Source organism: Sphingomonas sp. PR090111-T3T-6A (assembly GCF_000383095.1).
GTDB lineage: Bacteria > Pseudomonadota > Alphaproteobacteria > Sphingomonadales > Sphingomonadaceae > Solisphingomonas.
Window position 1 is genome coordinate 39,061 of sequence record NZ_AORL01000010.1, and the last position, 14,204, is coordinate 53,264.

General features: G+C 68.1%; 10 protein-coding genes and 1 tRNA gene. 3 read left to right on the forward strand and 8 right to left on the reverse strand.

All coding sequences use genetic code 11. The features are described 5' to 3' along the window. Window positions 1-82: 82 nt before the first annotated feature. The 6 genes from ST3T6A_RS0102965 to ST3T6A_RS0102990 all read right to left on the reverse strand — a co-directional run bounded on the left by ST3T6A_RS0102965 (window position 83) and on the right by ST3T6A_RS0102990 (window position 7,649). Window positions 83-505 carry a GFA family protein gene (locus ST3T6A_RS0102965; RefSeq protein ID WP_019831402.1) on the reverse strand — a complete coding sequence of 141 codons (423 nt, stop codon included), beginning with the start codon at window positions 503-505 and terminating at the stop codon, window positions 83-85. 71 nt (window positions 506-576) lie between these two features. Beyond that, window positions 577-2,721, reverse strand: coding sequence for a M3 family metallopeptidase (locus ST3T6A_RS0102970; RefSeq protein ID WP_019831403.1), 2,145 nt, complete (start codon window positions 2,719-2,721; stop codon window positions 577-579). A 130-nt stretch (window positions 2,722-2,851) separates the two neighbouring features. Then, the gene (locus ST3T6A_RS0102975) at window positions 2,852-4,528 is read right to left on the reverse strand and encodes a S10 family peptidase (RefSeq protein WP_019831404.1); all 1,677 of its coding nucleotides are present in this window, start codon (window positions 4,526-4,528) and stop codon (window positions 2,852-2,854) included. 106 nt (window positions 4,529-4,634) lie between these two features. Next, the gene (locus ST3T6A_RS0102980; protein WP_019831405.1) at window positions 4,635-5,036 is read right to left on the reverse strand and encodes an acyl-CoA thioesterase; all 402 of its coding nucleotides are present in this window, start codon (window positions 5,034-5,036) and stop codon (window positions 4,635-4,637) included. Then, window positions 5,033-7,096, reverse strand: a complete 2,064-nt coding sequence (locus ST3T6A_RS0102985) for a S9 family peptidase (RefSeq protein WP_019831406.1) — start codon at window positions 7,094-7,096, stop codon at window positions 5,033-5,035. Before ST3T6A_RS0102985 ends, ST3T6A_RS0102980 begins: the two co-directional genes overlap by 4 nt. A gap of 43 nt (window positions 7,097-7,139) precedes the next feature. Further along, window positions 7,140-7,649: a hypothetical protein gene (locus ST3T6A_RS0102990; RefSeq protein ID WP_157602374.1), complete on the reverse strand. Its 510-nt coding sequence runs from the start codon at window positions 7,647-7,649 to the stop codon at window positions 7,140-7,142. 142 nt (window positions 7,650-7,791) lie between these two features. Here ST3T6A_RS0102990 and ST3T6A_RS0102995 point away from each other — a divergent pair, with 142 nt between their 5' ends. Further along, on the forward strand, window positions 7,792-9,588 hold the full coding sequence (locus ST3T6A_RS0102995; protein ID WP_019831408.1) for an aminopeptidase P family protein: 1,797 nt from the start codon (window positions 7,792-7,794) through the stop codon (window positions 9,586-9,588). Window positions 9,589-9,629: 41 nt separating this feature from the next. Here ST3T6A_RS0102995 and ST3T6A_RS22120 read toward each other — a convergent pair whose 3' ends face one another. Continuing rightward, a complete protein-coding gene (locus tag ST3T6A_RS22120) occupies window positions 9,630-9,764 on the reverse strand; it encodes a hypothetical protein (protein ID WP_019831409.1) in 135 nt (44 codons plus the stop codon). A gap of 114 nt (window positions 9,765-9,878) precedes the next feature. Between ST3T6A_RS22120 and ST3T6A_RS0103005 the strand changes: the two genes are divergently transcribed. Beyond that, window positions 9,879-9,953 (forward strand) — tRNA-Thr (locus ST3T6A_RS0103005). A gap of 9 nt (window positions 9,954-9,962) precedes the next feature. Here the strand turns inward: ST3T6A_RS0103005 and ST3T6A_RS0103010 are convergent. After that, window positions 9,963-10,430 carry an Lrp/AsnC family transcriptional regulator gene (locus ST3T6A_RS0103010; protein ID WP_019831410.1) on the reverse strand — a complete coding sequence of 156 codons (468 nt, stop codon included), beginning with the start codon at window positions 10,428-10,430 and terminating at the stop codon, window positions 9,963-9,965. Between the two features lie 122 nt (window positions 10,431-10,552). On the opposite strand from ST3T6A_RS0103010, the gene putA reads away from it, so the two are divergent. Next, window positions 10,553-14,197 (forward strand): trifunctional transcriptional regulator/proline dehydrogenase/L-glutamate gamma-semialdehyde dehydrogenase, encoded by a 3,645-nt coding sequence (gene putA, locus ST3T6A_RS0103015; protein WP_019831411.1) that lies wholly within the window; start codon window positions 10,553-10,555, stop codon window positions 14,195-14,197. Window positions 14,198-14,204: the final 7 nt, after the last annotated feature.

Below are 14,204 nucleotides of genomic sequence, written 5' to 3' on the forward strand. Positions count from 1 at the left end.
GCATGGGGAACGTGATGTCACAGTCTGGCGAAAGGGAAGCCTCGACGATTCGCCCGAGTCGATTCGGATCAGGAACGAGTCGCTATTCCGGCACGCTCTCTCCAGAGCCGCCCAGTTCGGCCGGGAAATCGCGGAGCTTGGGCAGACCGTCCTTCATCGGCAGCACCGTCTCGGCATAGTTCACATGGACGGCGGGCCGGAAGGGCAGGTCCGGCAGGGTCGCGGCGAACACGTCGATCAGCTCGATCGGCGGGTGGCGGGTCATCAGATGGCCCCTGCACTTGGCGCAATATTGGCGATGGCTGAGCGGCGTCCTGGCGAAGGTGGCGACATGCTCCGCGCCGGCGGTGATCGTCACCGCGTCGGGCTTCCACAGGCTGAAGGCATTGACCGGGCCGCCCGACCAGCTCCGGCAGGAGCGGCAATGGCAATAGCCCATGGCCTCCGGCTCGCCCTCGACCCTCAGCTCCACCGCGCCGCAGAAGCAGCTTCCCGTGTAGGCCATGATCCTCTCCTTGCCCTGCGCCGACAGGCTAACGCGTCGACGCAGGGCGGAGAAGTCAGCCTAAAGGAGCATCACTTCGCGGTCGGGACGGGGAAGCCCTCGAAGCGGAGCGTCGCGTCGATCTTCGGATCGCGCCCGCGGAAGTTGCGGAAGGCGACCGCCGGATCGACCGTGTTGCCCACCGACAGGATGGTGTCGTGGAAGCGCTTGGCGGTCGCCGGATCCCACGGGCTGCCGGCCTCGGTGAAGGCCTCGAACGCGTCATGGTCGAGCGTCTTGGCCCAGAGATAGCCGTAATAGCCCGCCGCATAGCCTTCGCCCGAGAAGATGTGGCCGAACTGCGGGATGCGGTGGCGCATCACGATCTCGGTGGGCATCTTGAGCTCGGCCAGCGTGGTCTTCTCGAACTGCTTGGTATCGATCGGCGTGTCGCCGGCGAGGTGCAGCTTCATGTCGACGATCGCGGAAGCCTCGGTCTCGACCACGGAGAAGGCGGTGTTGAACTTCTCCGCCGCCTTGATCTTGGCGACGAGGGCGGCGGGCATCTGCTCGCCCTTCTCGTTGACGAGGAAGTGCAGCACCTCGGGCGTGGTGAGATAGTTCTCGTTGAACTGGCTCGGGAACTCCACGAAGTCGCGCGCGGTGTTGGTGCCCGACAGCGAGGGGTAGGTGACGTTCGAGTTCAGCCCGTGCAGCGCATGGCCGAATTCGTGGAACATGGTGTCCGCGTCATCCCACGACAGCAGCACCGGGGCGCCCGGCGCGGCCTTCACGAAATTGGCATTGTTGGAGACGATCGTCGGCACGTCGCCCTCGACGCGGCTCTGCTCGCGATAGGCGTTCATCCATGCGCCCGAGTTCTTGCCGGCGCGCGCATAGGGATCGAAATACCAGAGGCCGACATGCTGGTTGCCGCGCTTCACCTCATAGACGGTGACGTCGGGCTGGTAGACCGGCAGGCCCTGCACCGGCGTGAAGGTGAAGCCGTAGAGCCGGTTGGCGGCGTAGAACATCGCCTCGCGGACATGGTCGAGCTGCAAGTACGGCTTCACCTCGTTCATATCGAGGTCGTACTTCGCCTTGCGGACCTTCTCGGCGTAATAGCGATAGTCCCAGGGCTGGATCTGGAAGCCGCCCTTCTCGGCGTCGACGATCTTCTGCATCTCGGCGACGTCCTTGTGGACCTGCGCCACCGCCGGCCACCACATCGCCATTTCGAGATCGAGCGCGTTCTGCGGCTTCTTCGCCATGGTGTCGGCAAGGTGCCAGTCGGCATAGGTCTGGTAGCCGAGCAGATGCGCCTTCTCAGCGCGCAGCTTCAGGATCTGGCTGGCGATGGCGTTGTTGTCGTTGGCGTTGCCGTTGTCGCCGCGCGACGTCCACATGCGGAACGTCTTCTCGCGCAAGCTCCGGTCCGACGAATAGGTGAGCACCGGCTCGGCCGCCGAGCGGGTGTTGGCGATGCGATACTGGCCGGCGGGCAGGTTGTGCGCCTTGGCGTCCTCCGCCAAGCCGTCGACCAGCGCCTGCGGCAGGCCGCCGAGCTGGTCCTTGGTGATGACGACGGCGTAATTCTCCTCGTCAGCCAGCTCGTTCTGGCTGAACTTGGTATAGAGCGTCGCGAGCTGCTGGTTCACGTCCGACAGCTTGGCCTTGTCCGCGGGCGGCAGCTTGGCGCCCTGCTGGGTGAAGTTGTTCCAGTAGAACCAGACGAGCCGCTGCTGCTCCGGTGTCAGCTTCGCCTTGGCGGGCGAGTTGTAGACCGCGTCGATGCGGGCGAAGAGCTTCGCGTTCTGGGTGATCTTGTCCTGGAAGGCAGAGAGCTGCGGCGCGAGCTTGGTCTCGACTGGCTGGAACTCCGCCGTGTTCATGTTGCCCTGCCAGATGTTGAAGAAGGCGAAGGCGCGGGTCAGCGGCTTGCCGGCCTTCTCCATGGCGACGATGGTGTTGTCGAAGGTCGGCGCCGCCGGGTTGTTGGCGATCGCGTCGATCTCCTTGAGGTTCATCGCCATCGCCTGCGCGAAGGCGGGCTCGAAATCGGCGACTTTCACCTTGTCGAACGCCGGCACGCCGCCATAGGGGCCGGTCCACGGCGCGAGCAGCGGGTTGGTCGAGGTGGCGGCGGTCATCGCGGGCGCCTTCTTCGGGGCGGCGGCCATGGTGGCACCGGCGAGCAGGCCCGCGCAACTCACGCCGAGCATCAGCGTCTTCATCATGTCGTGTGAAACTCCCCTGTGCGTCGCCGTTCAACGGCGGCGCTCGTTCTTGCGGGCAGTGTATTGCCCATGCGAAACAGCATGGGGCGCGGCGGGCGCCCGGTCAATCCGGTGCGCCCGCCGCGCGGGCTCAGTTCGGCCCGTTGCCCGGCGCGTGACCCGACGACAGCGAGGGTGTCGCCTCCGTGCGGCCGGTCACCGCGCTCGACACCACCTTGTCGTAGAAGGCGGCGAGATCGCGGTGCAGCGCGTGGAGCGCATCCGGGTTGAGATAGGCCATGTGGCCCGACGGATAATAACGGAACTCCAGATTCTGGGCCTGCGCCGGCTGGAGATCCATGTGCTTCAGATCATATTCGGTGCCGAAGAAGGGCGTCGCCATGTCGTAATAGCCGTTCAAGGACAGGACATGGAGATAGGGGTTGGTCCGCATCGCGGCCGACAGGTCCACCGCCACGTCGGGCGAGGTCTGCGGGCGGTTGCCGCCGCCCGGCGCCTTGTGGGTGAAGTCCCACTTGAAGCCGTCCAGCCCGTAGGCTGACACGCGGTAGGGCATGTCGGTCTTGTAGCCCAGCTCGCGCACCACATAGTCCTGGAAGCTGGCGATGAACGCGCCCGAGATGGCGGTGTCGGAGGCGTCGAACTCGGGGCGCTCGCCGGCGGCATCGGCGTCGATGCCGGTGTAGCGGCTGTCATAGCGGCCGACCGTCAGCCGCTGGTCGCGCAGCAGCTCCTTCTGGAAGCGCGACAGGTCGACGCGCAGGTTGGCGTTGAGGATGAAGGCCGGCGACAGGCCGGTGAACGCCGAGAGCTGCTGCGCGATCTCGTTGCGCTTGGCCGGATCGAGGGCCGAGCCCTGCGCCAGCGCCGCGGCATAGGGACCGGACGCGAACTCGCGCGCCTGCTCGACGAAGGTGGCGACGTCGGCCGGCGGGTTCGGCACCTTGTGGTGATACCAGGCGGTGGCGGCGAAGCTCGGCAGATAGTTGATGTAGATCTGGTCGAAGCCCGGCTGGCGGATGCCGTAGTTCAGGATCGACGAGAGGATGATGACGCCATTGAGCGCCATGCCGCGATCCTGAAGCAGATAGGAGAGCGCGCCCGACCGCGTCGTGCCGTAGCTTTCGCCGAAGATGAACTTCGGCGACTGCCAGCGGGCATTCTTGGTGACGTAGCGCATGATCGCGCGGGCGAAGCCGTCCGCGTCCTGATCGACACCCCAGAAATCGCTGCCCTTCTTGTCGCCGAGCGGGCGCGAATAGCCGGTGCCGATCGCGTCGACGAAGATCAGGTCCGACTTGTCGAGCAGCGTGTCGCGGTTCGGCCCGAAGCCATAGGGGGCGGGGCGGATATATTCGGGGTTGGCGGTCTGCACGCGCTCGGGCGCGAAGCTGCCCATGTGCAGCCACAGCGTCGAGGAGCCGGGGCCGCCGTTGTAGAAGAAGGTCACCGGGCGACGGCTGTAATCCTTCACGCCGTCGGCCGTGTAGGCGACGTAGAAGACCGAGGCGATCGGCTTGGCCTCGTCATCGCGGATGGTGAGCGTGCCGGCGGTGGCGGTGTACTTGATCGGGCCCGACTGCGTGGTCGCGACATGGTGGGTGACGACCGTCTGCTCCTCGACCGGCGCCTGCACCCAGCCGGCGGCGGCGTCCGCCTCCTTGTCCTGCTGGTGCATCGCGGCGAGGTCTGTCTTGCCGGACTTGACGGGCTTGGCGTCGCCCTTGGCGGCCGGCTGGGCGGCGAGCGCGGGCAGGCTGAAGGCCGCGGCGAGCGCGAGGAGAGGCAGATGGAAACGGGTGCGCATCTTGGGGGGTATCCCTGATTTCGTTATCGTTGGTGCGCGGACTAGCCCCCCGGCTCCGGACCGCACGTCCGTATAACAGCCGCTTGGGGGCCGATGCGCAACCCCTTTAGAGGAAGCGCTCGGTGATCGCCTGCGGAATGCGGGCGGGGCGGCCGCTCGCGATGTCGATCATCGCCCAGGTGGTGCGCGAGCGGACATGCGGCTTGCCGCCTTCGCCGACGAACTCGACGAAGCGATCGAAGCGGGCGCCGGTGGGGGCGTCGCCCACCCATGTCCGCGCCGTCACCCGGCCGCCGGGGCCGAGCGCGCGGAGATAGTCGATCTCGTGCCGCACCACGACCCAGACATAGGCCGCCACCTGCTCCGGCGTCGCGCCCGCGCGCCAGTGCGCGGTGGCGACATCCTGCACCCAGCGCACCCAGGCGGCGTTGTTGACATGTCCCAGCTCGTCGATCTCGGCGTCGGTCGCCTCGAACGCCATCTCGAAGACGGGGCGGGCGGCGCTCATCCCAGCGCCTCGATCATGAAGGCATAGGCCTCGGCCTTCTCGGTGATCGCCTCATAGCGGCCGGACTTGCCGCCATGCCCCGCACCCATGTTGATCTTGAGGAGCAGCGGGTTGGCGTCGATCTTGGTTGCGCGCAGGCGGGCGGCCCATTTGGCGGGCTCCCAATAGGTCACGCGCGGGTCGTTCAAGCCGCCGGTGATGAGCATCGGCGGATAGGCCTGCGCCGAGACATTGTCGTAGGGCGAATAGCTGCGGATCAGATCGAACGCTGCCGGGTCGGTGATCGGATTGCCCCATTCGGGCCACTCGCCGGGGGTGAGGGGCAGGCTCTCGTCCTGCATCGTGTTGAGCACGTCGACGAAGGGCACGTCGGCCACCACCGCACCCCACAGATCGGGATCGGTGTTGGCGACGACGCCCATCAGCTCGCCGCCCGCCGAACCGCCCTGGATGGCGATCCGGCCGGGGGAGGCGAAGCTGGCGGCGATCAGGCCCTTCGCGGCGTCGGAGAAGTCGTGGAAGGTGTTCCAGCGCTTCTCGGCCTTGCCGTCGAGATACCAGCCATAGCCGAGATCGTCGCCACCCCGGATATGCGCGATCGCACACGCCCAGCCGCGATCGAGGAGCGACAGGCGATCGGCCGAGAAGCCCGGCGGATAGGCGAAGCCATAAGCGCCATAGGCATAGAGGAAGACCGGCCCGCGGCCGTTCTTCTCGAAGCCCTTGCGGTAGACGACCGACACCGGGATGCTCTTCCCGTCGCGGGCCGGCACCATCAGGCGCTCGGTGGCGTAGAGGCCGGCGTCGTAGCCCGATGGCACCTCGCGCACCTTGCGGACGGTGAGCTGGCGAGTGTCGGCGTCATAGTCGTAGATGGTGTCCGGCGTGACCATCGAGGCGTAGCCGATGCGATAGTCGGGCGTGTCGAACTCGGGGTTGGTGCCGAGGCCGGCGGTGTAGCTCGCCTCGGGGAAGGGAACGCGGTGCTCGTCGCCTGCGTAGGTGCGCAGGCGAATCTGGTCGAGGCCGTCGACGCGCTCTTCGATCACGATGTGGCGGGCGAAGCTGGAGATGCCGCGCAGATAGACATGGTCCGAGCCGGCGATCACTGTCTCCCACTGCTCCGGCGTTTGCGGCGAGGCGGAGGCGAGGCGGAAGTTGATGTGGTCGTCGTTCGTCAGAATCCAGAGGCGGCCGTGCGCGGAGTCGACGCTGTACTGGCGCTTCTCCCGGCGCGGCGAGATCAGCAGCGGCTCGGCCAAGGGATCGGCGGCGGGGACGAGGCGGATTTCGCTCGTCTCATGATCGTTGGTGCCGACGACGATCCATTGCCGATCCTGCGTGCGGCCGAGGTGGACGTTGAAGCCGATGTCCTGCGTCTCCTCGTAGAGCGTCGGGTCGCCCTCGGGATCGGAGCCGAGCTTGTGCAACCGCGCGCGGAAAGTCCGCCAATTGTCGTTGACCTCGGTGTAGGCCACCGCGTCCGAACCCGCCGACCACACCACTGCGCCGTTGACCACGGTGCTGATCGTCTCGATGTCCTCGCCGGTCGCGAGGTCGCGGATCTTGAGCGTGAAGCGCTCGGCCCCGCTGGTGTCGACCGCATAGGCGGCGAGGCTGCCGTCCGGGCTGATTGCAAGCGCGCCGAGGCGGAAATAATCGTGGCCCTCGGCTTCCTTCACCTCGTCGAGGATGATGTGGGCTTCCTCGGCCGAGCCTGTCGGGCGGCGGAGCCAGCGGCGATATTGCGCGCCCGTCTCGAACGCCCACCAATAGTCCCAGTCGCCATCCTTGCGGGGGACGGAGGCGTCATCCTCCTTCATCCGCCCCTTCATCTCGGCGAAGAGCATGTCGACCAGTGGCCGCACCGGGGCCATGGCGGCCTCGAAATAGGCGTTCTCCTCGCGCAGATAGGCGAGGATCGTCTCGTCCGAGATGTCGGGATAGCCGGCGTCCTTCAGCCACGCATAATCGTCGGAGACGGTGCGGCCGTGGCGCTCATAGCTGTGGGCATGGCGGGCGGCGACCGGCGGGGCAGGGAGCTTGGCGGGATCGATCATGGCCCGCTTTGTGGGGGCGGCGTGCGTCTCGCGCAAGCTGGCCCTAGAGGATGCCGTCGATCAGATGGTCCATCTGCTGGCGGGGCTGGGGCGAATAGCCCGCACGGCCTGCGGCGGGGCCGGCCCGGCACTGCGATTGCGGTGCGGGGCCGCCCGCGCAGCTCGTCTGGGCGAGCGCGACTTTCTGGAGTTCGATGCGCCGTGCATCCGCCGCGCTATCGAGCTGGTGCAGGCCGGAGGCATATTGATGCCCGGTGGCGGTGCCGAGGCCGAGCGCCGGCCCCCAGCGCTCCAGCTCGACGAAGCGGCTGCGCACGTCCAGCTCGTTGCGCAGCTTCTGCACCTCCTGCCGCTTGGCGAGGAGCTGCGCATCGAGCGCCGTTCCCTGGTTGCGCACGGAGGCGACGTGCAGCGAGAAAAGATAGATGCCGATGCCCGCAAGGATCAGCAGGCCCAGCACCGCGATCGACGCCACCACGGCGAGGCCTTGCCCCATCGGCGGGACGCTGGAGCGCCCCCGCAAAACCCGATCCTGCATTCCAAGCCCGACCATGAACCCCATTCCCGGTCGTTATTCCGCATTAACCATGACTCGCGAAGGATGAACGGCCGATGAGCCGGGCCGATCCCCAGGCCCGGAAAATCCCGCCTCCCGCGATCTTTCTCCGGCCGGCGAAGAGGACTATCTAGGCGCCATGTCCACTTATGCTGATCGCCTCGCCGCGCTGCGCGACGAGCTTGCCCGCCGCCGTCTCGACGGCTTCGTCGTGCCGCTCACCGACGAGCACATGTCCGAATATGTCGGCGCCTATGCCCAGCGCCTCGCCTGGCTGACCGGGTTCGAGGGTTCGGCTGGCAGCGCCGTCGTGCTGTCGGAGGAGGCCGCGATCTTCGTCGACGGCCGCTACACGCTTCAGGTCCGCGAGCAGGTCTCGGCTGACCAGTGGAGCTACCAGTCGGTGCCGGAAACCTCGGTGTCGTCGTGGCTCAAGGAGCATGCGCCGCAGGGCGGCCGCATCGGCTACGACCCGTGGCTGCACACCAAGGGCTGGGTCGAGGCCGCCAAGAAGGCGCTCGCGAGCCGTGGCGCGGAGCTGGTCGCGGTCGAGACCAACCCGATCGACGCAGTGTGGGCCGATCGCCCGGCTCCGTCCGACGCCCGCCTTGTCGTCCAGCCCGATGCGCTGAGCGGCCAGTCCGCGGCGGCCAAGCGGCAGGATGTGGCCGACTGGCTCACGAAGGAGGGCGCCGACGCCGTCGTCCTCTCCGCGCTCGATTCGATCGCCTGGGCGTTCAACGTGCGCGGCACCGATGTCAGCCGCACGCCGGTGGCGCTGGCCTATGCGCTGCTCAAGGCGGATGCGACCGCCGAGCTGTTCGTCGATCCCGACAAGGTGGACGATGCGGTCGCGACGCATCTCGGCAACGCCGTCCATGTCCGCCCGCGTGACGCCTTCGCTGGCGCTCTGGCGAGCCTCGCCGGGCAGCGCGTGATGGTCGATCCCGAGCGCGCCGTCGCCGCCATCTTCGACAGCCTCGCCGAGGCGGGCGCCAAGATCAGCGAGAAGCGCGATCCGGTCGTGCTGCCCAAGGCGATCAAGAACGCGGTCGAGATCGCGGGCACCAAGGCGGCGCATGTTCGCGACGGCGCGGCGGTGACGCGCTTCCTGCACTGGGTCGACACCGTGGCCGCGAACGGCGGCGAGGACGAGCTGACCGCCGCCGCCAAGCTCGAAGCCTTCCGCGACGAGACGGGCGCGCTCAAGGATCTGTCGTTCGACACCATCTCGGGCTCCGGCCCCAACGGCGCGGTGGTCCACTACCGCGTGTCGGAGAAGACGGTGCGCCCGATCGAGCAGGGCACGCTCTATCTCATCGATTCGGGCGGCCAATATGAGGATGGCACCACCGACATCACCCGCACCGTCCCCATCGGCACGCCGACCGCCGAGATGAAGGATCGCTTCACCCGCGTGCTCAAGGGCCATATTGCGCTCGCCCGCGCCATCTTCCCCAAGGGCACGCGTGGCACCCAGCTCGATACGCTGGCGCGGCAATATCTGTGGCAGGCGGGCCTCGATTACGCCCATGGCACCGGCCATGGCGTCGGCAGCTATCTGTCGGTGCACGAAGGCCCGCAGCGCATCGCGACGCCGGGCAGCGGGCAGGCGGGTGGCGACGAGCCGCTGCGCGCCGGCATGATCCTCTCGAACGAGCCGGGTTATTACAAGACCGGCGGCTACGGCATCCGCATCGAGAATCTGGTGCTGGTCGAGGAGCAGGCGATCGAGGGCGCGGAGAAGGCGATGCTCGGCTTCCAGTCGCTGACGCTGGCGCCGATCGACCGCCGTCTGGTCGAGCTGTCGATGCTCTCGCCGGAAGAGCGGGAGTGGCTCGATGCCTATCACGCCCGCGTGTTGCGCGAGATCGGCCCGCTGGTCCCGGCCGACGTGCGCGGCTGGCTGGAGCAGGCGACCGCGCCGCTCGTCTGATCCGTCCGGGGTGGCGGTGGCCCTGACGGGGTGCCGCCGCCCTAGCGATCCTTTTCCTGTGACGATTCGGGCTGCGGGGTGTCGTTTTCCTTCTCCCGCGCCTGTTCCTTGCGGCGGCGGAGGTTGGTGCGCAGCGCTTCGGCGAGCCGCTTTTGCCGATCGGTCTTGGCGTCCATGGGTTCGCGGTTAGGCCGATTGCAGAAAGTTGTGCAAGCCTGCTTGACGGGCCGCGCGGCTTTCTCCATAGGGCCGGCCTCGCCACCGCCCAGCGGCGGCGGAAATCGGGCCGTGCTGCCGTAGCTCAGTGGTAGAGCGCATCCTTGGTAAGGCTGAGGTCGGGAGTTCAATCCTCCCCGGCAGCACCACCGGCCCCTTCATCCCACCTCCTGCACCGTCTCCATCGCCACGAAGGTGGAGGTGCTCGCGACGTGCGGCAGGCTGGAGATCTTCTCGCCCAGCACGATGCGGTATTTGCGGATGTCGGTGGTGCGCACCTTCAGCAGATAATCGAAGTTGCTCGCGATCATGTGGCACTCCTCCACCTCGCGGATCTTCCGCACCGCCTGATTGAACTCGGTGAGCGCCTTCTCGCGCGTGTCGGAGAGCTTCACCGTGGCGAAGGCGATATGGTCCATGCCGAGCTTGCCCGCATCGACCTGCGCGCGGAAGCCCCGGATCACGCCCTCGTCGATCAGCCGCCGGAGCCGCACCTGGCAGGGCGTCTTGGACAGACCGACCTGTCGCGCCAGTTCGGTGACGGTCATGCGGCCGTCGCGGGTGAGGGCGTCGATGATCTGATGATCGAAGCTATCCAGTTCGACCTGAGAATCCCGGTTTTTCATTCCAGCAGACTTTCTATGGCCTGAAATATAGTCCGTTCGGACTGATTGTCGCCGATATGTGGTCTGATCGCCAGACGGCAATGGAGTAGGATGCGCCGATCCATCCGATTGGGGCTCCCATCATGTCGTCTTCCGGCCAGCTTGCACTTCCCTTCGCGCATTTCGCGCCGCCGATCCGCCCGCAGTCGCCGCTGCGTCAGGCAATCACGGCGGCGTATCGCCGGCCCGAGATCGAGGCGATGGCGCCGCTGCTCGAACGCGCGACGCTTCCGCAAGCCACCCGCGCCGCCGTCGCCGACACCGCGCGGACGCTGGTCTCGGCTCTGCGCGCCAAGCACAAGGGCGATGGCGTCGAGGGCCTCGTGCAGGAATATGCGCTGTCGAGCCAGGAAGGCGTGGCGCTGATGTGCCTTGCCGAGGCGCTGCTGCGCATCCCCGACAACGCCACCCGCGACCGGCTGATCCGCGACAAGATCGGCGGCGGCGACTGGAAGGCGCATCTCGGCAATGGCCGCTCGATCTTCGTCAACGCGGCGACCTGGGGGCTGGTCGTCACCGGCAAGCTGGTCAACAGCGTCAACGAGCAGGGCCTCGGCGCGGCGCTGACCCGTCTCGTGGCGCGTTGCGGCGAGCCGGTCGTGCGGCGCGGCGTCGACATGGCGATGCGGATGATGGGCGAGCAGTTCGTCACCGGCCAGACGATCGACGAGGCGCTCCGCCGGGCCCGTCCGCTGGAGGCCAAGGGCTTCGGCTATTCCTACGACATGCTTGGCGAGGCGGCGATGACCGGCGCCGACGCCCGGCGCTATTATGCCGACTATGAGGCCGCGATCCACGCGATCGGCAAGGCGTCGGCGGGGCGCGGCGTCTATGGCGGGCCGGGCATCTCGATCAAGCTCTCCGCGCTCCACCCGCGCTATGCGCGCGCGCAGAGCGACCGCGTGATGGCCGAGTTGCTGCCGAGCGTACAGGCGCTGGCCAAGCTCGCGGCGTCCTACGGCATCGGCTTCAACATCGACGCGGAGGAGGCGGATCGCCTCGAACTCTCGCTCGATCTGCTGGAGGCGCTGGCGCTCGATCCGGCGCTGGCCGGATGGAACGGCCTCGGCTTCGTGGTGCAGGCCTATGGCAAGCGCTGCCCCTTCGTGCTGGACTTCATCATCGACCTTGCCCGTCGCGCGGGGCGCCGGATCATGGTGCGCCTCGTCAAGGGTGCCTATTGGGACGCTGAGATCAAGCGCGCGCAGGTGGACGGCCTCAGCGACTTCCCGGTCTTCACCCGCAAGGTCCACACCGACATTTCCTACGTCGCCTGTGCCCGCAAGCTGCTCGATGCGCGCGACGTGATCTTCCCGCAGTTCGCCACCCACAACGCCCAGACGCTCGCGACCATCTATCATCTTGCCGGGCCGGATTTCGCGATCGGCGATTATGAGTTCCAGTGCCTGCACGGCATGGGCGAAGGGCTCTATGACGAGGTGGTGGGCACGCAAGGCCTCGGCCGTCCGTGCCGCATCTATGCGCCGGTCGGCACACATGAGACGCTGCTCGCCTATCTCGTCCGCCGCCTGCTGGAGAATGGCGCCAACTCCTCCTTCGTGAATCGCATCGCCGATCCGGCGGTGTCGATCGACGAACTGGTGATCGATCCGGTCGAGGTGGTGCGCGCGATGCCGGAGCCGGGGGCGAAGCATGACGGGATCGCGCTGCCCGCCGGCCTCTACAGCGACCGGCGCAACTCGGCCGGGCTCGACCTCGCCAACGAGAATGAGCTGGCCGCGCTGACCGATACGCTCCAGCGGAGCGCGTCGCGTCCCTGGACCGCGACGCTCGCCGACGCGGCCGATGACGAAGCGGGGCGGCGCGACGTGCTCAACCCGGCGGATCATCGCGACATCGTGGGCTGGGTGCGCGAGGCGACGCCGGACGAGGCGCGCTTCGCCGTCGCGCGCGCCGCGCTGGCGACGGCCGGCTGGGCCGCCGTCCCCGTCGCCGAGCGCGCCGCCCGTCTCGAACGCGCCGCCGATGCGATGCAGGCCGACATCGCGACGCTGATCGGCATCCTCGTCCGCGAGGCGGGCAAGTCGGTGGCCAACGCCATCGCCGAGGTGCGCGAGGCGATCGACTTCCTGCGTTATTATGCCGGGCAGGCGCGCGCCACGCTCGACGGCAACCGCCCGCTCGGCGCGGTCACCTGCATCAGCCCGTGGAACTTCCCGCTGGCGATCTTCACCGGGCAGATCGCGGCGGCGCTGGTCGCAGGCAACAGCGTCCTCGCCAAGCCCGCCGAGGAGACACCGCTGATCGCCGCCGAGGCGGTGCGCATCCTCCATGAGGCGGGCATCCCCGCCGACGTGCTCCAGCTCGTGCCCGGCGCGGGCGAGGTGGGCGCGGCGCTGGTCGATGCGCCGCAGACGGCGGCGGTGATGTTCACGGGCTCCACCGACGTGGCGCGCCTCATCCAGAAGACGCTCTCCGGCCGCCTCTCCGCGCACGGCCAGCCGATCCCACTGATCGCCGAGACGGGCGGGCAGAACGCCATGATCGTCGATTCCTCCGCGCTCGCCGAGCAGGTGGTGGGTGACGTGATCGCGTCCGCCTTCGACAGCGCGGGCCAGCGTTGCTCGGCGCTGCGCATCCTCTGCCTTCAGGAGGATGTCGCCGATCATGTGCTGAAGATGCTGAAGGGCGCTCTCCGGGAACTGACGCTCGGGAGCACCGATCGCCTCAGCGTCGATGTCGGCCCCGTCATCACGCAGGAGGCCAAGGAGAATATCGAGCGCCACATCACGATGATGGGCCAGCGCGGCCACCGGATCGAGCAGATCGGCCTCGCGCCCGGCGCCCGGCAGGGCACCTTCGTGCCGCCGACGATCATCGAGATCGATCGCCTTGCCGATGTCGAGCGCGAGGTGTTCGGCCCCGTGCTGCACGTCCTGCGCTTCCAGCGCGACCGGCTCGACACGCTGATCGACGAGATCAATGCCAGCGGCTTCGGCCTCACCTTCGGCCTGCACACCCGCCTCGACGAGACGATCGCGCATGTCACCGGCCGGGTGCAGGCGGGCAATCTCTACATCAACCGCAACATCATCGGCGCGATCGTCGGCGTGCAGCCCTTCGGCGGGCGCGGGCTGTCGGGCACCGGGCCGAAGGCGGGCGGGCCGCTCTATCTCGGCCGGCTGGTCGAGACGGCGCCGGCGCTGCCCACGGGCGGGGCGGCCGAGCCCGCCGTCCACGCGTTCGCTCGCTGGCTCGCGGCGCAAGGCAAGGAGGATGCGGCGCGCCGGGCGCGCGATTATGCCGGTCTCTCCCCGCTCGGGCTGGAGCGCGAGCTGGAAGGGCCGGTCGGCGAGCGCAACCTCTATGCGCTCCATCCGCGCGGCCGCGTGCTGCTGTTGCCGTCGAGCGAGGCGGGGCTGTGCAACCAGCTTGCCGCGCTGCTCGCGACGGGCAACGACGCGGTGATCCCGGCGACGCCCGAGTGGCAGCGGCTGCTTGCCCATGTGCCGTCGCCGGTGGCCGAGCGGCTGAGCTGGGCGGCCGACTGGAAGGCGGCCGGTCCGTTCGCGGGCGCGCTGGTGGAGGGCGATGCCGCTGTCGTCCGCAAGGCGCTCGGCGACATCGCCGCGCTGCCGGGGCCGGTCGTGCCGGTGCAGGTGACGGGCGAGGGCGCAATGCCGCTCAACTGGCTGGTGGAGGAAGTGTCCACCTCGATCAACACCACGGCGGCCGGCGGCAACGCCAGCCTGATGGCGATCGGCTGATCCGCGC

Coding starts and splice junctions, on each gene's coding strand:
- ST3T6A_RS0102965 (WP_019831402.1), bottom strand. CDS start 505: ATGGCCTACACGGGAAGCTGCTTCTGCGGCGCGGTGGAGCTGAGGGTC.
- ST3T6A_RS0102970 (WP_019831403.1), bottom strand. CDS start 2,721: ATGATGAAGACGCTGATGCTCGGCGTGAGTTGCGCGGGCCTGCTCGCC.
- ST3T6A_RS0102975 (WP_019831404.1), bottom strand. CDS start 4,528: ATGCGCACCCGTTTCCATCTGCCTCTCCTCGCGCTCGCCGCGGCCTTC.
- ST3T6A_RS0102980 (WP_019831405.1), bottom strand. CDS start 5,036: ATGAGCGCCGCCCGCCCCGTCTTCGAGATGGCGTTCGAGGCGACCGAC.
- ST3T6A_RS0102985 (WP_019831406.1), bottom strand. CDS start 7,096: ATGATCGATCCCGCCAAGCTCCCTGCCCCGCCGGTCGCCGCCCGCCAT.
- ST3T6A_RS0102990 (WP_157602374.1), bottom strand. CDS start 7,649: ATGGTCGGGCTTGGAATGCAGGATCGGGTTTTGCGGGGGCGCTCCAGC.
- ST3T6A_RS0102995 (WP_019831408.1), top strand. CDS start 7,792: ATGTCCACTTATGCTGATCGCCTCGCCGCGCTGCGCGACGAGCTTGCC.
- ST3T6A_RS22120 (WP_019831409.1), bottom strand. CDS start 9,764: ATGGACGCCAAGACCGATCGGCAAAAGCGGCTCGCCGAAGCGCTGCGC.
- ST3T6A_RS0103010 (WP_019831410.1), bottom strand. CDS start 10,430: ATGAAAAACCGGGATTCTCAGGTCGAACTGGATAGCTTCGATCATCAG.
- putA (WP_019831411.1), top strand. CDS start 10,553: ATGTCGTCTTCCGGCCAGCTTGCACTTCCCTTCGCGCATTTCGCGCCG.